At 62.5% G+C, this 20,840-nt stretch carries 15 protein-coding genes; 10 read left to right on the plus strand and 5 right to left on the minus strand.

What is annotated here, in order from left to right; translation table 11 throughout:
* Position 1: 1 nt before the first annotated feature.
* From GM415_RS04120 to GM415_RS04140, 5 genes are all read left to right on the plus strand, one after another.
* Entirely contained in the window at positions 2-634 is a 633-nt protein-coding gene (locus GM415_RS04120; protein WP_158946564.1) for an acetyltransferase, read from the plus strand.
* A complete protein-coding gene (locus tag GM415_RS04125; protein WP_277872930.1) occupies positions 631-1,758 on the plus strand; it encodes a DegT/DnrJ/EryC1/StrS family aminotransferase in 1,128 nt (375 codons plus the stop codon). Before GM415_RS04120 ends, GM415_RS04125 begins: the two co-directional genes overlap by 4 nt.
* Complete coding sequence (locus GM415_RS04130; protein ID WP_158946565.1) at positions 1,755-3,617, plus strand: polysaccharide biosynthesis protein; 1,863 nt, start codon at positions 1,755-1,757, stop codon at positions 3,615-3,617. Before GM415_RS04125 ends, GM415_RS04130 begins: the two co-directional genes overlap by 4 nt.
* A 264-nt stretch (positions 3,618-3,881) precedes the next feature.
* A complete protein-coding gene (locus GM415_RS04135; RefSeq protein ID WP_242012436.1) occupies positions 3,882-4,301 on the plus strand; it encodes an HIT family protein in 420 nt (139 codons plus the stop codon).
* A 30-nt stretch (positions 4,302-4,331) separates the two neighbouring features.
* Positions 4,332-4,619, plus strand: coding sequence for an integration host factor subunit alpha (locus GM415_RS04140; protein WP_158946567.1), 288 nt, complete (start codon positions 4,332-4,334; stop codon positions 4,617-4,619).
* 171 nt (positions 4,620-4,790) lie between these two features.
* Here the strand turns inward: GM415_RS04140 and GM415_RS04145 are convergent, their stop codons facing one another.
* From GM415_RS04145 to GM415_RS04155, 3 genes are all read right to left on the minus strand, one after another.
* A complete protein-coding gene (locus GM415_RS04145) occupies positions 4,791-5,402 on the minus strand; it encodes an SPOR domain-containing protein (RefSeq protein WP_158946568.1) in 612 nt (203 codons plus the stop codon).
* A 140-nt stretch (positions 5,403-5,542) separates the two neighbouring features.
* Positions 5,543-7,207: a glycosyltransferase family A protein gene (locus tag GM415_RS04150; RefSeq protein WP_158946569.1), complete on the minus strand. Its 1,665-nt coding sequence runs from the start codon at positions 7,205-7,207 to the stop codon at positions 5,543-5,545.
* Entirely contained in the window at positions 7,204-9,291 is a 2,088-nt protein-coding gene (locus tag GM415_RS04155) for a glycosyltransferase (protein WP_158946570.1), read from the minus strand. Before GM415_RS04155 ends, GM415_RS04150 begins: the two co-directional genes overlap by 4 nt.
* 248 nt (positions 9,292-9,539) lie before the next feature.
* On the opposite strand from GM415_RS04155, the gene GM415_RS04160 reads away from it, so the two are divergent.
* The 3 genes from GM415_RS04160 (at position 9,540) to GM415_RS04170 (ending at position 14,148) form a co-directional block, all read left to right on the plus strand.
* Positions 9,540-9,830 carry a hypothetical protein gene (locus GM415_RS04160; protein ID WP_158946571.1) on the plus strand — a complete coding sequence of 97 codons (291 nt, stop codon included), beginning with the start codon at positions 9,540-9,542 and terminating at the stop codon, positions 9,828-9,830.
* A 276-nt stretch (positions 9,831-10,106) separates the two neighbouring features.
* Entirely contained in the window at positions 10,107-12,644 is a 2,538-nt protein-coding gene (locus tag GM415_RS04165; protein WP_158946572.1) for a methyl-accepting chemotaxis protein, read from the plus strand.
* A gap of 70 nt (positions 12,645-12,714) precedes the next feature.
* On the plus strand, positions 12,715-14,148 hold the full coding sequence (locus tag GM415_RS04170; protein ID WP_158946573.1) for a sigma-54 dependent transcriptional regulator: 1,434 nt from the start codon (positions 12,715-12,717) through the stop codon (positions 14,146-14,148).
* 889 nt (positions 14,149-15,037) lie between these two features.
* On the opposite strand, the gene GM415_RS04175 is transcribed toward GM415_RS04170, so the two are convergent.
* Complete coding sequence (locus tag GM415_RS04175; RefSeq protein ID WP_158946574.1) at positions 15,038-16,165, minus strand: FkbM family methyltransferase; 1,128 nt, start codon at positions 16,163-16,165, stop codon at positions 15,038-15,040.
* 5 nt (positions 16,166-16,170) lie between these two features.
* The gene (locus tag GM415_RS04180; protein WP_158946575.1) at positions 16,171-18,282 is read right to left on the minus strand and encodes a glycosyltransferase; all 2,112 of its coding nucleotides are present in this window, start codon (positions 18,280-18,282) and stop codon (positions 16,171-16,173) included.
* 426 nt (positions 18,283-18,708) lie between these two features.
* Here GM415_RS04180 and GM415_RS04185 point away from each other — a divergent pair, with 426 nt between their 5' ends.
* Positions 18,709-19,695 (plus strand): Gfo/Idh/MocA family protein, encoded by a 987-nt coding sequence (locus GM415_RS04185; RefSeq protein WP_158946576.1) that lies wholly within the window; start codon positions 18,709-18,711, stop codon positions 19,693-19,695.
* Complete coding sequence (locus GM415_RS04190) at positions 19,688-20,839, plus strand: DegT/DnrJ/EryC1/StrS family aminotransferase (protein ID WP_158946577.1); 1,152 nt, start codon at positions 19,688-19,690, stop codon at positions 20,837-20,839. Before GM415_RS04185 ends, GM415_RS04190 begins: the two co-directional genes overlap by 8 nt.
* Position 20,840 lies beyond the last annotated feature (1 nt).

Consider the following 20,840-nt stretch of genomic DNA (forward strand, 5'->3'; position numbering starts at 1 on the left):
CATGAAGATACTGATTTTTGGCAACGGCGGCCATGCCAAGGTCGTGGCCGACATCCTTCTGGACGCCTCCGGCATGGACCCCATAGGGTTCCTGGCCCCGGAGGAAGGCACGCCTTTGCTCGGCCTGCCTTTTCTGGGAGACGCCGGGCAGGCTGCGATGACGCCCCATGACGGAGCCGTGGTGGCCATCGGCGACAACCGCGCGCGACGGACCGTGTATTTGGACTGCCTCGCCAAAGGGATGACCCTGACCTCCGCCATACACCCTTCCGCCGTTATCGGACGGGAGGTGACCATCGAACCGGGCTGCATGATCTGCGCCGGGGCGGTGATCAACTCCGGCGCGACGATCCGGGCCAACACCATTCTCAATACCGGATGCACGGTGGACCACGACTGCGTGGTCGGCCCTCACGCGCACGTTGCGCCGGGTGTGAACCTGGCCGGCACCGTAACCGTGGGCGAAGGCGTCTTCCTCGGCATCGGGACCAGCGTGATACAGGGAATCGAAATCGGCGCGTGGGCCATTGCCGGCGCGGGCGCGGCCATCATAGAAAATGTCAGGCCCGAGGCCGTGGTGGTCGGCGTGCCTGCCCGCGAACTGACGAAACGAACACCCCGGGAACGACATTGAGCAAGGACCGCATCTATCTCTCCCCGCCGCACATGGGCGGCAGGGAACTCGACTTCGTGAAGGAGGCCTTCGCCTCCAACTTCATCGCGCCCGTTGGGCCGCAGCTCAGCCGTTTCGAACGGGAGTTCGCCGAGCTGACCGGGTTCGCCCATTGCCTGGCCGTGTCCGGCGGCACAGCGGCCCTCCACCTGGGACTCCGACTTCTCGGCGTGGGACCGGGCGATGTGGTCGTGGCCTCAACCCTGACCTTTATCGGCTCAGTGAGCCCGGCCACCTTCCTGGGAGCGGACCTCCATTTCGTGGACTGCGACCGGGCCACCTGGAACATGGACCCGGCCCTGCTGGCCGAGGCCGTGGACTCCATCCGGGCAAGCGGCAGGCGCGTGGGGGCGGTGGTGCCCACCGATCTCTATGGCCAGTGTGCGAACTACGACGCCCTGCGCGCGGTCTGCGAGCCTCGCGGCATCCCGCTGCTCATCGACGCGGCCGAGTCCGTGGGCGCGTCCTACAAGGGGCGGCACGCCGGGCGCGGCGGCGATGCGGCGGTATACTCCTTCAACGGAAACAAGATCATCACCACCAGCGGGGGGGGCATGCTCGCCTCGGACGACGAGGCGTTCATCCGCGAAGCGCGCCGCCTCTCCCAGCAGGCACGCGATGACGCCCCGCACTACCAGCACTCGACCATCGGCTACAATTACCGCATGTCCAACGTGGTGGCGGCCATCGGCCTGGGTCAGTTGCCCCTGCTCGACTCCTTCGTAAAGAGGCGTAGAGAAATCTTTTCATGGTATGTTGAGGCGTTCGCGGACATCCCTACCATTTCATTTATGCCCGAGGCCGACTACGGACGAGCCAACCGCTGGCTGACGGTCATGCTCCTGGACAAGAACGCGTCCGCCACCCCGGAGGAAGTGCGCCTGGCCCTGGAGGCGGAGAACATCGAATCCCGCCCGGTATGGAAGCCCATGCATCTGCAGCCGGTTTTCGAGGGAGTGCCCGTCACGGGCGGCGCGGTGGCCGAAGACCTGTTCAATCGCGGGCTGTGCCTGCCTTCCGGGTCCGGCATGAGCGAGGATGACCTGGAGCGGGTGTCCGCCGTGGTAAGGGACATGGTGCGATGAGACTGAACCTGCCCAATTTCCGAAACATCAATTTTTACGTCATGTTCATCGCGGACATGGTCATCTTCACCTGCGCCCTGCTCCTGGCCTACTCCTTCCGCTTCGACTTCGATATCCCGGTCCGCTACTTCCTCCAGTACAAGGGGATGCTCAAATACGTCCTGGCCTTCAAAGCAGTGGTGTTTCTCTTTTTCGGCATGTACCGGGGCATGTGGCGCTACACCAGCCTGGACGACTTCTGGAAAATCCTGCGCATCACCATCCTCCAGAACCTGATCCTGATCTCCTTTGTGGTCTTCCGCTTTTCCTTTACCGGGGTGCCACGTTCCATCTTCGTCATCGACTGGCTGCTTACCCTTATCCTGTGCTCGGGGCTGAGGCTCTCCATCCGTGCCTTCTACACCAAGAGCGAGGGGGCGGTGGTCTCCAGGGCGGCGCGCAAACGTATCCTGGTGGTGGGGGCCGGAAGCGCAGCCGAACGCATCGGCCGCGAGCTGGCGGCCAACCCGGTGCAGTACAAGCTCGTCGGCTTCCTCGACGACGACAAGTCCAAAAAAGGGCGGACAATTCACGGCAAGCCCGTGCTCGGCGAGGTGGCCCTGCTGGGAGCCATGGCCGACAAACACAACGTGGACGAAATATTCATCGCCGTATCCCGGGCCTCGGGCGAGGAAATGCGGCGGATCGCGGACGCGTGCAAGGCCACGGGCCTGCCCTTCCGCATCCTCCCCGCCCTGACCGAGATCATGGATGGCAAGGTGGGCATCAAGACCCTGCGCGACGTGGACTACCTCGACCTGCTGGGCCGCTCCCCGGTCACCCTAGACGCAGAGCGCATCCGGCGCTACCTCACCGGTCAAACCGTGCTGGTCACCGGCTGCGGCGGGTCCATAGGCTCTGAGCTCTGCCGCCAAATAGTCCGTTTCTCCCCGGGCCACATTGTGCTCGTGGACATGGGTGAATACAATCTCTACCAGATCCAGATGGAACTGGAGCACATCCTCGGGTTCGCCAACCTGACCACGGTGCTCGGCTCCATCACCGACCGCGACCTCATGGACCGCACCTTTGCGGAGCACAACCCGTCCGTGGTCTTCCACGCAGCGGCCTACAAACACGTCCCCATGCTGGAACGCAATCCGTGGCAGGCCGTGCGCAACAACATCCTGGGCTCCCGGACCATCATGGAGACTGCGGTGAAGCACGGCGTGGAGCGGTTCGTGGTCGTGTCCACGGACAAGGCGGTCAGACCGACCAACGTCATGGGCGCGTCCAAGCGGGTCACCGAACTGATCATGCAGTCCCTGCATGGGCAAGGGACCCGATTCATGGCCGTGCGCTTCGGCAACGTGGTCGGTTCCAGCGGCTCGGTCATCCCGCTCTTCCGCAAGCAGATCGAGGCGGGCGGCCCGGTCACCGTCACCCACCCGGATGTGACCCGCTACTTCATGTCCATAGCCGAGGCGTCCCAGCTCATCCTCCAGGCCGGCAGCATGGGGGAAAAGGGCACCGGGGGCGAACTTTTCGTCCTGGACATGGGCGTGCCGGTGAAGATCGCGGACATGGCCCGGGACCTCATCCGCCTCTCGGGCAAGGAGCCGGACACGGACGTGCGCATCGAGTTCACCGGCCTCCGGGAAGGCGAAAAGCTCTACGAAGAGCTGATCACCGAGGGCGAAGGCATCGTCCGCACCGAGCACGAGAAGATCCTGGTCCTGGGCAGCGAGTACTGCGCTACGGCCGAGGCCCTCAACCAGGGGCTGGAGGCATTGCTTGAAGCCAGTGAACACCATGACGGCGAGACTGTCAGAACTCTCCTCAGGCAACTGGTCCCGGAATACATCCCCCAAGGCAACTAGCTGATTTTAAAACATAAATGTTTTATTCGCTTCGTCCTTTACAGGACGAAACGTGCCAACATGCCGTTTTTCAAGAATATTTCTAGACTCCGCCGACAGCCGGATGTTTGCAATATTCAAGAAAAAAGGGCTGACCGACTTGATTTAACTGGATTTCCCGGTTATCAATACGGCTAGTAATGGACAAGTCTTCGTGCGTTGGGACGGATGTCGAAGGGAAAAACCCTTGGCAAATGGACCTCGCGAGGTAAAGGAGCTAAGGTGCTGAAGGACCCAGACTGCATATTTTGCAAGATCGTGGCCGGAGAGATTCCCTGTGCCAAGGTCTTTGAATCGGAAGCCTGCCTGGCCTTCCTGGACATTGCGCCGGTGCATCCCGGGCATGTCCTGGTCCTGCCAAAGGATCATCACCCCACACTCATGGATACTCCTGCGGAGTTGGGAAAGGATCTCATGGCCGCACTGTCTTCGGTTTCGAAGGCGGTCATGGAAGCGACCGGCGCAGATGGACTCAACCTGTTCCAGAACAACCACGAGGCTGCCGGACAACTGGTGCATCACGTTCATTTTCATCTCGTTCCGCGCCACGCCGACGACGGCCTGGAGCTGTGGCCGCAGTCCGGCTATGACGACACGGAAGAGATGACCAGGCTGGCCCAAACCATCGCGGGCCTGCTGGAATAAGTTTTCGGAAACCCTTTTTGGAGGAAAGCAATGAGCACCCTCACCAAAGCTGGCATCGTCGACTACATCTACGAGCGCACCGACAAGAACCGCGCAGAAATCAAGGATCTGGTGGAAGTCATCCTCGAGATCATGAAGAGCGCGGTCAAAAAGGACCATGCCCTGCTGATCAGCGGCTTCGGCAAGTTTGAAGCCTACGACAAGCGCGCACGCAAGGGACGCAACCCCCAGACCAGCCAGACCATCACCCTGCCCCCGCGCAAGGTGGTCGTGTTCCGACTGTCCCGCAAATTCCGCGCTGAGCTCAATCCCTCCTAGGGAAGAGCGAGACCGGCCGGTGTCGCCGTTGGGGCCTATCGGCTCCGGTGCGGTGACGCGCGCCTGAAAAGCGAAGAAGACAGAAAAACCGGTGCGCACGATTGTGCGCACCGGCATTGCTTTTACGTGTCCTGGAAACCGCCGACTGCGGGCTCCCCCTTCTCCCCTACTCTATTCTCCAGGCTTGTCCTTGAGCACAAAGACCTTCGGGAAATCGCCGGAGAGCCGCACCATGGCCTCTTCTGCCTCGGCCTTGTCGGCAAAGGCTCCGGCCTGCACCCGGTAGAGTCCGGTGCCGGTCGCGGAGAGCTTGGACCCCTTGTAGCCCTGGGCGATAAGATCGGCCAGGACCTTGTTGGCGTTGTCCAGCTCCGTAAACGCGCCCACCTGCACGTAGTACATTTCTTCCATTATCACCGGAGCGGCGGTCTCGGTCTGGACGGGCTCGGCAGAGACGGTCTTGGTCGAAGGCTCTGAGGGCACAGCGGGTTGCGCCGCCTCTGCAGCGGGCAGCGACTCCTCGCCCAGGTCGCCTTCCTTGAGCGGAGCGGGGGCCTCGATCTCGGGAGCGTCCACCACGAAGGTCTCCTCGATCACTTCAGGCGTCTCCTCCTTGACCTCGGGCTGCTGCGCGGGTCGGGCCTCCGCTGCGGGCGCAGGCTGCGTGGACCGCGTGGACGGCGGAGTGGAGACGATGTGCTTTCGAAAACAACCACCCAGAACCAGGGCGGCCAGGGCCAGGGCCAGAATCGGCAGGGCCGTGCGATGCGGGAAAAATTTCATTGTTCACCCTCTTGCGTTCGTTGCGCTAACTCCGCCGGGAGTAGCACGCCCGGTTTCATCAAGTCTAGAGTTAATCTAAACTACAGGACGCCGATGGACGTTGGCAAGGGACGGTTTCCCCGGGGTGCGAATCGAGACGTTCAGGCCTGGTCGATGGTCTTGAGCTTGCCGACCAGGTCGGCTTCCATGACGGCCTGTTCTCCGGCCATGGCCTCCAGGAGATCCTCCCGGGCGTGCATGGTCTGCATCTTGTACTTGTTCCCCAGCGCGTTACCCTCTTCGCGGGCCGAGGTGCGTGACGCCGCGCCGGTCCTCTTCCTGTGGCGCACGGCCAGATGCCCCTGGTAGACGGGAAAACGACCGGCCTCGCATAAGCGCAGGTCGTGCTCCATGTCGTCATACTGGGTAGGCGAGAGCTGAATGGCGAAGTCGCCCGAATCCTGCAGAACGGAAGTGCGGAAGAGATGGCAGCAGCCAGTCACCGAGGCGCAGGGACGCATGGCGTTGAGCATCCCCGAGTCCAACCCCTGGATGTGCAGGTCGGAGAGTCGGAACGGGTTGGGCTCCGGGCGTGAAAGATCAAGGGGCGGACCGACCTCCTCCACCAGCAGGTGGCCGTCTGCGGACTGGATCAGGGCCGGGTTGGCGTGGTCCACCACCTTGCAGCCCCAGGCCCCGGCGTCGGGATAGCGGCGCACCGCCGCGCCCAGCCTGAGCAGCCAGTCCGGGGGCAGGATCACGTCATCGTCCAGATAGCAGAGAAAATCATGCCCGGCGGCCGGGGTGTGGTGCAGGAGCCAATTACGGGCCGCGGGAGCTCCGATGTTGACCGGCAGGGTGATGACCGAAAACCGCTTCGCTCCCAGTTGCTTTTCGAAACGCGCTCCCCAGGACTCCAGCACCAATGGCGTGGAATCCGTGGAGCCATTGTCCAGAACGAACACGGACGCGCCGGTCAGATCGGACTCGAAGAGGGAACGCAGGGTGGCGTCGATCTCCACCTCGTTGTTCCATGTGTAGAGAAGCACTGCGGTGGAGCCTTCAACAGGGCGTGTTTCCCGATCCCATCCGGTGAGCAGATCATGCAGGCGGAAGGCGAGGCTGGCGTTCCACGGCGCGTTGGCCACGGCCTCCAGCAGGAGCAGATGGGCCGAAGCGGGATCACCTTCTCCGAGCATGCACAGCCCGGCACTGGAGGCGGCAAAAGAGGGACCAAAGGCGTTTCCGGCGTTCTGAAAACGCCGTGCAGCTTCGCCGTAGCGGCCCCGGAATGCCAGGGTCCGGGCGAGAACATTCGTCATGACAGGGGTGTCCTGGCCTTCATAGCGGGCGAACATGGCCTCGACCCAGTCCGGATCCCCGTCGATGAGGCCGAAGGCCACGGCCTGCTGGAGCCAGAACAGGTTGCCAGGCTCCTTGGCGATGGCGTCCGCCAGATAGGTCTTGAGCTTGCCGAAATCGCGCAGGGCCAGGAGACGTTCCAGGTAGCCGGTGTTGGCAGGCTTGCGCCAGGCCCCGGCCAGATACGCAAGAGCGGTTAGGGTCTCTTTGGGCAACAGGGCGCGGACCTCGTCACGGGCGAGCAGCTCCGTGGCCATCTCTCCGTCCAGGGGATTTTCGCCGAAAGCAGTGAGCAGGGCGTCCGCCGCCAGGGGAGACAGAGCCGGATCGCCGGAGCGAAGACACCAACCGGCCACCTCCAGCAGGTGGCGTTTACCGGTGAAACCCAGCCTCAGCCGGACCTTGAGGGCTTCCGGCAGGGAAGCCCAATGGCTGGTGAGAAAGCCGCCCTGCGCCTGCATCATTCGGTCCCTTCCGAAACGATCCTGGCGGCGACGTCCTCCACTGGCAGAAGATCGTTCAGCCGCTCTCCCATGTAGACACGCATCAGGGCGTGGGCCTTGGCCTCGGGCGTAAGCAGGGTCCGGGTCACGGCGCGTCCGATCCGCCCCATGGCCTGACGCCGGGTCGGCTCTTCGGCCATCAGGCGCATCTTTTCGGCCAGGCAGGCAGCATCCTCGCTGGGGCAAAGGTAGCCATTGACCCCATCGTGGAGCATCTCAGGGATGCCGCCGACATCGGTGCACACACCGGGCAGGCCGTGATCAAAGGCCTCGATGAGCGAATTGGGAAAGGACTCCTTGCGCGATGTCACGCAGACGACGTCGGCGAACCGGAGCTCCTCGATGACCTCGGCATGGGGAATCTCCCCGGTGTCGCGCAGCCGCTCCCGGAGGGCCGGGCTGTAGAGATGCTCGAACCGCTCGGCCTCGCCTTGCTTGAGCCCCACGGCCACGAACTCCATGTCCCGGCAGTCGCCTTCGCACAGGAGATTGGCCGCGCTAATGAACACATCGTAGCCCTTGGTCTCCGCGCCGTTGCCCACGTAGATGAAGCGCGTGCCCCGCTTCTTGCGCGGTTTGGGCTCCCCGTAGTCCGGGCCGCAATAGGCGTTGTAGACCACGTTCAGCCTGCTCTTCATGACCCGGTGATTGCGCAGCACCCTGGCGCACTGGGCCGAGTTGCAGACGACGCCGTCGGCCAGTGCGGTCCAGAGGAAGAATATGTCATTTGGCCGGGAGATCACGCCCCGATTGATGAACAACTTGAAGCGCGCGCCCATGAGCCGGGCGATGACGCCCATCTTGTAGGCCCGGTTGTGGAAGGAGTGGACCACGTCGATGCGGTTCTCGCGGACCACGTTCTTGAGAAACGCGCCTGACCAGAGATACTTGCGGAAACCGTCAAAGGGATGGATGACCACGTCCCTGCCCTCCAGGGCCGGGATCAGGGGAGACTCGGGATGGAGCACGGCGTGAGTCTCGATGCCCATGGCGGACATGGCCTCGACATTGTTGATCAACTGGCGGCTGCCGCCGGAAAGTCTGGTGGAGTCCGTGGCGTAGAGGACCCGCTTTATCTCGGGCCGCTTCCGGTGGAGCTTGAAGAAGACGCGGGCCGCCGGGTCCGAGCCGTACATGCGCAGCCGGGCCTGGACCCACTTGCCGCTCTTGGGCTTGCCCACGCCGATACGGTTGATGCGGTAGGGGTCGGTGCCGCGCGCGTTGACCCAGCGCTCCAGGGTGAAGGCCCCGGCATAGCCGGCTCGCTTCAATTCGGTCTCGGCATCCTCGCAGAACTGGCCCCACGGCCAGCAAAAGAGCTGTTCCGCATACCCGTTGAGCTCACGCATCCGCTCGAAACTCCGGGCAAAGTCCTTGTGACAGAACATCAGCCGCTCCTGCGGAGTGCGCGTCTTGAACCGCACCGCACCCGTCTTGTCGACCTCGGGCCAGAACCCGTCGTAGACGTACGCGCTGGCCGCATCGAAGGTTGGCCAATCCGGATTAAAGTCGGGGTAGATGCCCCAGGCGGGCCAGCGGGCCTTTTTTGCGCCCATGGGGGCGTAGGGCCGCAGGGTGCGGAAGGTTCCCTGGTGGCGGCAGCCGTGGGAGAAGACCTCCATGCCCTTGCCAAGCATGGCGCGAATCTCTCCTTCGTTGAAGAACTGGGCGTGGTCGTGCTCGGTGAGCGCGGCCTTGAAGGCCTCGGGCATGGGCAGCATGGCCGGGGCGGTCGCCGCGTTTCGGGCAGCCCCGGACTCGGTGAAGTCCGTGAGCGCGAAAAAGGTCCCGGTCATGCCCCGCTTTTCCAGCTCGGGCACGCAGGTCAGCCAGTTGGAGAGGTGGCCGTCGTCAAAGGTCAGCACCACGGACTTGCGGGGCGCCTTTCGGTCTCCGCGCACCACTGCGAGCAGATCGCGGGCGGAGATGGTCCGAAACCCGGCCTCAAGTATGGCGTCCAGGTGTTCGGCGAAGCGCTCCGGGGTGTGGCCGTCCACTTCGCTGACGTTGTGGTAGCACAGGACCGGTATGGATGTTCGTATCATGATTTTCTCGTTTGCCTCGGCTCCTCCGAGGTACCAGACAGGCCGGTCCAGGGCAAGATCGACACGCCCCGGAGGCGAAGGCCGCCGTGGCGGACTTCCGCTTTTTCTTAGTTTCGCGGTCACATTGTTGCAATATAATTCTGTCAAAAAATAAAGGTTATACAAGGTCAAGAGTTGAGGTTCGTAAGATTTTCTAGTAAATCTGTAGAGCAATCTCTCACCTGCCAAGACAGCGCAAGGACTTTACGATGAAAAGCATATCCCTGGTTGACGAATGTATCGCCAAGTTCATCAAGGGCGGACTGGAACGATTTTCCCCGAGGACGTACGGCGTCGGAGCAATGAAGGAAATGGTCGAGTCCGGCATTTTCATGACCAAGCCCGTGCTGACCCTGACCGAGGACGGCATTGAACGCGCCCTGCACCTCGGCCTCATCTCCGAACTCAAGAAGCGGAGCATGCTGGCCGCCCTTGAGCGAAGCGGCGTCACCCTCAAGGGAACCAATGCTTCCGACGACGGAGCGTCTCAGGTAGCTTAGGAAGACAGGTGCGGATCGTACCTGTTTTCAATACGGTTATACGACAAGGCAGGATGCTCTCCATTGCGGAGGGTGTCCTTTTCCTTTTTTGTAAGGGTGCGTTCGGCAACCGGCACGCGGCCGTAACCGAGAAATCATTGACAACCGAGACATAACCTTTCTACTGTGTAACACTGTGCCTTCTTTTTTGAAAAAAGGACACCCTGGGGCTTGGTCCCCCCGGCGTCTCTCTTGACAATGACCGACAATTTTTTTCCCAACCAGGCTGAGCGTAGCATGAAAATTTCAGTAAAAGTTAAAATGGCCGTTCTCGCGGTAGGCATAGTGATCTTTCTATCGATAATGGGTGGTGTCACGCTTTACGGAGGCAGGTCCGTCCGGCAAAGCACCAACATCACGGAGAGCCAGGTAGCTAAATTCAACCTGGTCCGCGCCATCAAGCTCAAGCAGACCGAGCTCATGCTCGCGGGCATGAATGCCATGGTCGACAGGGATGAAGGAGCGGTTTCCGAAAACCGCATGGCGATTATCGAAGACGCCTCGGCTTTTCTGGTGGACAGGTGCGAACAACTTCAGCAGGCGGTCGAGGAAGGACAAGCGAGACAGGAGGCCGTAGCCGTGACCGAGGTCATGCAGCGCATGACTCGAAAGATAAAAGAGGACATGCCCCGGCTCATCAAAGAAAACGCCGCCCGGAAGAAGGCCGTCGAGGACGAATTCGTAGACTTGGATACCCGCTCCAACCGCTTGGGCTTTCTGGTGAAAAACAAGCTCAAGACCCTGCTCAACGTGTTCCACTACCGCAAGGACGAAGTCGGAGAGGAGGCCATCTCGGGAATGCGTCTCTCCCTGGACAGGCTTCGGCTGACTCTTCTGGAGGCCTTTCTGGACCGCGACAAGGGAAAGCTTTCCGACAAGCATACGGCAATCATCAAGATGGAGACCGACTCGCTCGGAAAAGCGGTCGAATCATTTACGATAGCGGACGCATCCGCCCGTGAAAAGAATCTGCTTGAAGCCCTCAACAAGGCCGTCACGGAACTGGTGACGCTGGCCCGCCAGGAGCTGCCCGCTCTCGTCGCCAAAGGGGCCGCCGAAAAGGCGAGCATGCAGGCCGCCTTCGATGAATTCAACGGCGGGGTGAAGGGGGATGCAGACCGCATCAACGGACAGCTGCAAGCCATCCTCGAGGCCTTCGAGGCCAAGACCAGGCAGGCCAACATCGACCTCCACGCGGCCCTGGACCGGACGGAAACCTGGAGCCTTGCGGCCTTCCTGGCCGCCATGGTCACGCTCCTCCCCCTGCTGGCTTACGTCACCATCTCCATCGTCAGGCCGCTGGGCAAGGCCGTAGCCTATTCCCGCGGCATCGCCAAAGGCGACTTCGGCATGAAGCTCGACGTCCGTCAGCAGGACGAGATCGGCGAACTCTGCTCCGCCATGACCGGCATTACCGGGGTGCTGCAGGACATCGCGGGCCGAATCAGGGCGACAAGCAACAGCGTGCTCAAGGGCGATCTTCGCGTCACGGTTCCCACGGAAGGGCTGGAAGGCGAATTCAGGAATCTGGCGGAGAGCACCAACCAGTGCACCGGCTCCTATCTGCACTACATGGATGCCATGCCCCTGCCCTTGATGGCCATCAACAACGATTACGAAATCATCTACTTCAACAAGGCTGCGAGCGACCTCGCCGGGTTCGACAAACCGGAGGATTATTATCGAAAGGTCAAATGCCGGGAAGTGTTCAAGACAGCGGACTGCAACACGGCGAACTGCGCCTGCACTCGCGCCATGGCCGAACTCAGGGCGGTGACCGCAGAGACCGACGCGCATCCCGGCGGGGCGGACATGGAGATCAAGTACGTCGGCATCCCCATCCGCGACGAGGATGGCACCGCCTGCGGCGCTTTTGAAATCATCATGGATCAGACCGACATCATCCGGATGCAGCGCCAGATGGACGACCTGGCCGAGCGGGCCTCCGCCATCTCGGCCAAGCTGGCAGAATCCTCCAGGGAGCTGAACTCCCGGATCGACCAGGCCAACCATGGCGCGGAAATCCAGAGCGGCCGGGCCATGGAGACGGCCACGGCCATGGAACAGATGAACGCCACGGTCCTGGAAGTGGCGAGCAGCGCGTCCCAGGCCGCCCAGAACGCAAGCCAGACCATGGACAAGGCCATGGAAGGCAGCGAAGGCACCGGGAAAGTGGTCGCCGCCATCGGACGGCTCCATGCCCAGACTCAGATCCTGAAGGAGGACATGGTCACCCTGGGCCGGGAGGCCGAGGCCATCGGCACGGTCATCGACGTCATCACCGACATCGCGGACCAGACCAACCTGCTGGCGCTCAACGCGGCCATCGAGGCAGCGCGGGCCGGAACCGCTGGCCGGGGCTTCGCCGTGGTCGCCGACGAGGTCAGAAAACTGGCGGAGAAGACCATGGGAGCCACCACCGAGGTCAACAAGGCCATCGGCGCGGTTCAGGAATCCTGCTCGCGCAACGTCCGCTCCACCGATGCCGCGGCCCAGGCTGTTGACGAATCAACCGCCTTGGCCGGCGAGGCCGGGGAAACCCTCCGCCTGATCGTGGAATATGCCGGAGACTCCTCCTCGCAGATCCAGTCCATCGCCGCCGCCTCCGAGGAGCAGTCAGCCACGGCTGAGCAAATATCCCAATCAACCGACGAGATGAGCCGCATCTCCCAGGAGACGGGCGAGACCATGCGCAAGGCCGCGGCAGTGGTCGCCGAGGTCGACGAGATGATCCAGTCCCTGGACGGGCTCATCAGCCAAATGGTCAAGCAATAGGCGGACACCGCCGGTGAATGTGGGCTCCCTACTTGTAAATAGCTCAACTTGCCGGTAATAGGGAAGAATCATGTCCGGCAAAACCGTGCTCTTCATCGCGGAACCACAGTCGGTGACCGCCATTTTCCCCACCCTCAAGGCAGCGGGATTTCAGGCGGGGCTGGCCGACAACCTCACCGGCGCCCTCGGGTTCATCAAGAAATCCAGGCCGTGCCTGGTGTTTTGCCGTCCGTCCCTCCCGGGATTCGACGTCGATGCTCTGCTCGAACAGGCCAGAACGATTGAAGGTTTCCCCCCGGTTGTGATCTTTGCGGCCACGGGCAGTGCCGAGGAGGCCACGCGGTATCTCGAACTCGGAGCACGTGATTTCTGGCTGGAACCGCTGGCCTGGGAAAAAATCCGGATACTGCTCCCCGAAGACAGCCCTGAACCCGAGCCCGAGCCGGAACCCGCTCCGACCGTAGCCGCGCCTGCCATGCCCGCCGCGTCTGGTGGCCCCAACGGCAAATTCCGAATCATCGGACGCCATGATGCCGTGCTGCGCGTGCTCGCCCTGGCCCGACAGGTGGCCCGCTCCAAGGCCACGGTACTCATCTCCGGCGAATCCGGCACCGGTAAGGAAATGTTCGCCCGCTACCTGCACTACAACTCGGACCGCGCGGACAAACCCTTCGTGGCCATCAACTGCGCCGCCCTGCCCGAACATCTGCTCGAATCCGAGCTCTTCGGCCATGAAAAAGGCGCGTTTACCGGGGCCATCAACCGCAAGCTCGGCAAATTCGAGTTGGCCAGCGGCGGGACCATCCTCCTGGATGAAATCACTGAAATGGATCTCGGCCTGCAGGCCAAGCTGCTGCGCGTGCTCCAGGAATCCGAGTTCGACCGCGTGGGCGGCGTGGAAACCGTGAACGTCGACGTCCGCGTGCTCGCCACCACCAACCGGGACATCGAAGGCACTGTTGCCGAAGGAAAATTCCGCCAGGACCTCTTCTACCGTCTCAACGTCATCCCGCTGAAGCTGCCAGCACTCAAGGACCGGGGCGATGACGTCATCCTCCTGGCCGAATATTTCACCGCCAAGTTCGGGGCCACCTACGGCCTCGGCAAGCTCGCCTTCACCGACGAGGCCAAGGCCTGGCTCATGAGCTACGACTGGCCCGGCAACGTGCGCGAGCTGCAGAACCTCATGGAACGCGCCGTGCTCCTGGCCGGACAGGGCCCCATCCAGCCCAAGCATTTCCTCATGGGCGACGAGCAGTGGTCGCCCGACGACCTAGCCGCCGTGGATGCCGACCAGCAGGCAGCCGCAGGCGCGCCGCCGCCGTCCACCCCGGCGGAGGCCCTTTCGGTCATGCCCATCCACGAAATGGAGAAACGGCTCATCCTCCAGAGCCTCCAGGAGACCACCGGCAACCGTACCCGCGCTGCCGAGCTTCTCGGTATTTCCGTGCGCACCCTGCGCAACAAGCTCAACGAGTACAAGAAGCAGGGCCTGGACGTTTAATCGCCCGCCAGGCGGCTTCCTTTTCTTTTCTCTCAATCGCCAGTACGGCAGGCTGCCTCACTCCAGCAGAGAGCCGGGTTTGGAGGCTGCGCCCCCAAAAGCCCTCCATGCCCTGCCAGGCGGGCCTACTTTCTTTGGCGGCGCCCAAAGAAAGTAGCAAAGAAAGGTCGCTGTGAGCGTCATCCCCGCCCCCGGTGCTCTCGGGCGAGAATCTCATCCAACCCGGTCGGCTCCGGACTTCGTTGAGTGAAACGCTCTGCCAGCCTTATTATTCGGAGGCCGTCCGACTCCGTGCGTATCGCGGCCAAAGAGCCGCCGACCGGGTTGGTGAGCTTCTAGGTCCGTGAGCAAGGGGCTGACTGCGGACCTCAGAAAAAGAAGTCGAAGCGCCGAATTGTTTTTTTCTGATTCATCACAGCGGGACAGCTCGACTTGATGGGCGATGACAAGTTGCCTTTATCGCATAGCTGGGAACTAGCTCGATTTGATAGGCAAAGAAGAATTACCTCGTTTGGCAAGCTACCATTCATCCAGGCAGCGACCGGTCATCGAGCTCGGGGCTTAGAGCCGCTTGCACACGGCTGAAGTGCAGCCCGAAGCGCGCCTGCCCGGCAGGCTTTCGCTTTTCGGGCAGCGGAAGCCGTGTTAGCGGCTCTTGGCCACGAGATCGCGCTGCAGCACAAAAAGCGCGTCTTTTGCTTACTTTTGGACGCCCTGGCCCAGCGGTAGCCGTTGGCGAGTCTTCGAGCCTTACGGATAGCGACAGCAGAGCAAAGTAAGTCGCCCCGGAAGGGGCGAAACCCTTCACTCATCAACCGCCGCCTGAAAGGCGGCTTCCTTTTCTCTTTTCTTGATCGCCAAAGGCACACCGCCTCACTCGGCTAGCATCCTAAGCCTCAAGCTCGGCGGGAATGGCGTAAAGCACGGTCTCGTTCAGATAGTGATAATAGTGGCCCAGATGAAAAACATACCCGTCCAGCATATCGGCCAAAAGTAGAGGAAGCCGGAATAGGTCTTCCTTCTTGTGATAGACGCACACGGCCAGCTGCGGCCGCGAGGCCGCGATGGTCTTTTTGGCCCCGGCCAGAGCGCGGGCTTCGGCACCCTCCACATCGAGACAGAGGTAATCCACCCGAGCCACCTTGTGCTCCGCCACAAACTCGTCAACGGAGATGGTCTCGACCGTTCCGGTCACCTGTTCGGGCGAGGCGTCCGGCCTGAGGGTGGTGTAGCTCCCCTGCCCGGTCAGGGGTACGCTGGCCGAAGTGTTCCAGAGCCCCTTGCGGTGAATGCGGACCTTGCCGGACCGGACGAGGGCGTCCATGGTCGCGGGCTTGATGTGCGCCTCGCCCTGGGGCTCGAACCCGTGGATGGTCTCCAGGTTGGGGAAGGCTCGCAGAAAATTGAGACAGTCCGAGCCATCGAAGACCCCGGCGTGGAGCACGGTGTGCACGGGCTCGCGGACGACAAAATCAAGGTACTGGCCGGTCAAATGACCCAGGAGCGACTCCTTGACCTGGAGATAGTCCACGATGCGCGGATTGGTGGCGTCGATGTCCACCAACGGGGAGCCCTCGCGCCGGGCCTCCACCAGGAAGCGGAAGACGGCCTTGTCCCGGTCCGTGGCGAGCAGCCCCTCCACCGCATCCAGGCCACCCTTGTACCGGGCCAGGTCCGCTTCGGTGTAGACGTACTTGTGCCACAGACCCTGGGAGGCCACGCCCCAGGCGGCCTCGCCCGCCGCCTCAAGCCCCTTGGCGATGTCCCGCCACCAGGCCGAGGCGATGAGGATGAAATCGTATTGTCCTGCGAGGGTGCCCAGATTGTCCGACCGGACCACGGGCAGCCCGCCCGCCTCGCCTTCGGTGAAGGAATCGAGCAGGCAGGGCACAGTCACGTCGGGCCGGTCCTCCCTGATCCGCTCCAGCACGGCCATGGCCGCGTCGCCGCTGCCGTAGACGACGACACGCCCGTTTTCGGGGAGCCTGTCCAGGGTGATGAAATCCGTCTCGGGCATGCCTTCTACCTCGGCGCGTCATGGTCGAGCACGCCCATGACGGTTTCGCCCAGGCCGTCACACGGCGCGCACAGGCCGTAGTCCGGGCAGGTGTCCACGCAGATGTCCTCGGCCAGGGAACGGGAGAACAGGTTCTCCATGGGCCGGTCCGCGCGCATGAGCCGGGAGACGCACTGGTAGCGCGTACCCTCGGGGTCGAACAGGAAGATCTTGCGGCGGCACAGAGCGGTCCGGGGCTGGTCCTGGAGACAGCCGCCGAAATCCCGCTGGTCCACGTCCAGCTCGATGTCCACGCCGTTTTCACGGAAATAGGCCAGGTCCGCCTCCAGCAGGTGCTGGTTCTCGTGGGCGTCGATGGCATGCACGGTCAGGGAAAAGAGCGGGTTGGCCTGGATGGACCGGATGTTGGCCAGGAAGACCTCACGGTCCGGCTTCTGGTGGGCGTGCCAACTGACGAAGAAGCGGACCTCCCGGTTTACCTTGGCGAGCACCTCGCGCAAGTCGAAGCTCAGGTTGGTATAGATGGAGACCGCGATAAACGGATCGAGCCCGGTGAGGACCTTCTCCAGCCCCTTGTACAGGAACGGCTCTCCACCGGTGAAGACCACGTGCCGCTGCTCGCGGTTGAGGGCCTCGATCCACTGCTCCGGCGGAGCAGGGGTGCGCCCGCGCTCCACATTGCGCGTCTTCTCGTTGACGCAGTACTCGCAGTGGAGGTTGCAGGCCAGGGTCAGGTAGATGCGCAACTTGCCGTCGAACCGGGCCGGGTTCTGGTAGGAGTCCACCAGCTCGCACCCCTTGGCGCGGGCCAGCTCGCCCACCACGCCGGGCCGGGCCGGAGCGTAGCGGAAAGCGCGCTGCAGGAATCCCTGGCGTGTCTCGCCGTAGATGCGGTTTTGCAGGCAGAGCGCCAGACCGTAGTTATCCTGAAACCGACTGAACACATTGGGGTGATCGGCGTTGACCGCCTGTTCCTCGTAAAAATCGATGACCGGCTGCACCAGGGAGTCGGCGTACGCCTTCTCGTCCCGGTCGAGCTGCTTCTCCGCACTGGCAAGATATTCGGTCAGGGTGGCATGGGTGTTGTGATTGACGGCGGTGAAATCGAAGAGCCTGTCCACCCCGGCCAGCCCCTGGCAGGCGGCGAAGTGCTCGACCATGCGCGCCGCGTTCTCCCGATCCGAGCCCATGGCCCGGATGTGATCCACGGCGGCCCCGGACAATCCCTGCCACAGCACCGGGTCTCGATAGAGCCCTGCGATCCGCCCGGCGGCGGTGTCGATGTCGCCCACGTCCACCCGGTAGCCAGTCTCCCGGTCCAGGCAGTAGTCGCGCATGCCGCCGATGTCCGTACACACGGGCACCGCGCCGCAGGCCATGGCCTCCATGGGCGGGATGTGCAGCCCCTCCTGCTCGCTCATGGCCAACCAGACGTGGCAGCGGGTCATCATCTCCCTGAGGGCTTCCCGGCTGGGATAGGACAGGTAGCCCGCATCCTCGGGCAGGATGGCCGGACGTTCCGCCGCGCCGAAGATCTCCAGCTTGACGGGCACGTCCTTTCCCCGGACCGCCTCGACCACGGCCAGCAGGTCCGCAAACCGCTTGCGCGGCATGGTGTTGTAGAGCCCGCCGATGACCACGCCCTCGCCCAGGGGCGGCTTGTTGCCGGGGCGAAAGATATCGAAATCGATGCCGTAGGGGATGCGCGCCGCCTTCTTGGAGGCGTGGTTGCGGGCCGCGTCCACCAGATAACGGGCCACGGCGATGAGGTGCACGGGCTGCCGCCAGTTTCCGATGATCCCTTCGCTGGTGCCGGACCAGTTCTCGAAATCCTGCAGGTAGGCGAACTTGGCGCCCTTGGAGGGCGGCAGGTCGGCCAGCTTGCGGGCCATGGACCAGGAGCTGCAGATGACCGCGTCGCAGTCCGGCACCTCGCTGCCCCGGAGCTCCGGCGAGTAGACCCGTTCGGCCTTGACCTCGATCAGGTCGAAGCTGAAGGAGTGGGTGTAGGTCAGGAAGACCTCGTGCCCCATGTCGCAGAGCAGGTTCGCGTATTTGATGAGCTGAAGGCACCCCCCGCAATTGCGGTGGCCGTCGTTGAGAAAGTTGATGCGCATGGATGAACCTCGGTTTCGGTCAGGGGCCAATGGCGCGCGGCGTGTCATGCCTATTCCAGGCATGACTTGACCAGGTACGTCCGCTGACATAATTTTGTTTGGTCACTGTATGATCAGTCGAACCAATACCATACTGTCACGCGGGAGCGCCAGCATGTCAATCCGGGCAACGCTCCGGGAACACCTCTCGGACATCGTCAATTTCCCGGCACAGGCCGGTCCGGAGGCAAGGGCAGTTTTTTCCGCCCGACAGGCGGGCAAGCAAGGATAATGCCGCGCAGCAGGCCCTGTGTACCGTAAAAACCGGCAAACATTCACCCCATAAACGATCTGGCATTTTTATTGCTTCTCTTCAGCCAACGGCGAAAACGGCAACCAGCCCCGCCGTGACAAGAACAACGATATGACAAGGAAGCCTTGGACGATATGATACAGATAGCACAATTAGGATGTGGGTACTGGGGACCGAACCTCCTGAGGAATCTCGACGCCAACGGCGACTGCAACGTCAAGTACGTCTGTGACATGAACAAGAGCCGCCGGGACTATGTGGCCACCAACTTTCCCGGCACGACGCCCGTCGCCGACCCCGAGACCGTCTATGCCGACCCCGAGGTCGACGCCATCGTTATCGCCACTCCGGTGGCCTTCCACTATGAACACGCCATACGGGCTCTGGAAGCGGGAAAGCACATCCTGGTGGAAAAGCCCATGGCCCGCACCGCGCAGGAAGTGGAAGCCATCAACGGGCTGGCCCGGGAAAAGGGGCTGGTGGCCATGGCCGGACATACCTTCCTCTACAACGCGGCGGTCCTCTACCTGAAGGAACTGATCGACTCCGGGCAACTGGGCAATATCCTCTATATTTCCAGCCAGCGTCTCAACCTGGGACGCATCCGCCAGGACGTGGACGCCTGGTGGAACCTGGCTCCGCACGACATCAGCATCATCCAGTACCTGCTGGACGACCCCGAGCCGGAGAGCGTCACCCGGGTGGGCATGGACTTCAAGCAGCCCGGCATTGACGACGTGGCCTTTGTCTCCATCACCTATCCCGGCAACGTCATGGCCAACATCCACGTGAGCTGGCTCGACCCCGAGAAGGTGCGCAAGATGACCGTGGTGGGCTCCAGAAAAATGGCCGTGTACGACGACATGTCCCCCAATAAGATCACCATTCTGGACAAGGGGATAGACCGGATAGAAAACGGCGAAATGGATTTCGACGACACCAACTTCTTCTCATTCAACCACCGCTCCGGCGACATTCTCATGCCCAAGATCGATTTCCAGGAGCCGCTCAAGACAGAGATCGGCCATTTCCTGGACTGCGTCGCGGGCAGGACCGCCTGCCACACCGACGGCGAACACGCGCTCAGGGTGGTGAAAATCCTGGAGATGGCAAGTGAGTAACGATACGCAACCTGAAATCATCCCGCTGGTCGACCTCAAGGCCCAGTACCGGAATATCAAGAACGAGGTCGACGCGGCCATGCTGAGCACCGCGGAGCGGGCCAGCTTTATCAAGGGCCCGGATCACGAACCTTTTGCCGAGGAGTTCGCCTCCTTCTGCGGCGGCGGACACACGGCCCTGTGCGGCAACGGCACGGACGCCCTCTACCTCGCCCTGTACGAGACCGTGGGGCACGGTGACGGCTCCGAAGAGATCATCACCACCACCCACACCTTCATCGCCACGGCCGAGGCCATTGTCCGCGCCGGATACAAGCCGGTGTTCGTGGATATCGACCCGGCCTCCTACCTGCTTGACGTGGACCAGGTGGAGAAGGCCATCGGTCTGAAGACCAAGGCCATCATCCCGGTGCACCTCTACGGTCGCATGGCGCCCATGGACCGGCTCATGGCCGTGGCCGACAAGCACGGGCTGACCGTCATCGAGGACGCGGCCCAGGCCCATGGAGCCCTGTACAAGGGCAAAGGACCGGGCAAATGGGGCGCGGCCGCCTGCTTCAGCTTCTTCCCCGGCAAAAACCTCGGCGCCTACGGCGACGGAGGAGCCGTCTTCTCCGAGGACGAAACACTGGTGGAGCGCATCCGCTCCTTCGCCAATCATGGCCGCGACACCAAATATCTCCACGACCGGTACGGCGTGAACTCCCGGCTAGACGGCATGCAGGCCTCGGTGCTCCGGGCCAAGCTGCCCCACCTAGCCGGGTGGACCAGACAGCGCCAGAACGTGGCAGCCCTGTATGACGAGCTGTTGTCCGGCGTGGATGGCATTGTCTGCCCGGAAACGGACGCCGACACGAACCACGTCTATCACCTGTACGTGATCAGAGTGAACGATGCGGAAACACGGGAGCGTGTGCTGGAAGGACTCAAGTCCGAGGGAGTCATGGCCGGGATACATTATCCGGTGCCCCTGCATGAGCAGCCCGCGTTCGCCCACATGGCACATGCGCCTGAAGACTTCCCGGTGGCCCACGCCGCAGCGCAGCGGATCATTTCCTTACCGCTATACCCGGAGATATCGGAGGCGCAGGTCAGGCGGGTGGCCGAAACCCTGAAGCGTCTGGTGGCCAAAGTTCAGGCATAGC

Source organism: Pseudodesulfovibrio cashew (assembly GCF_009762795.1).
In the GTDB taxonomy this organism is placed as follows: Bacteria; Desulfobacterota; Desulfovibrionia; order Desulfovibrionales; family Desulfovibrionaceae; genus Pseudodesulfovibrio; species Pseudodesulfovibrio cashew.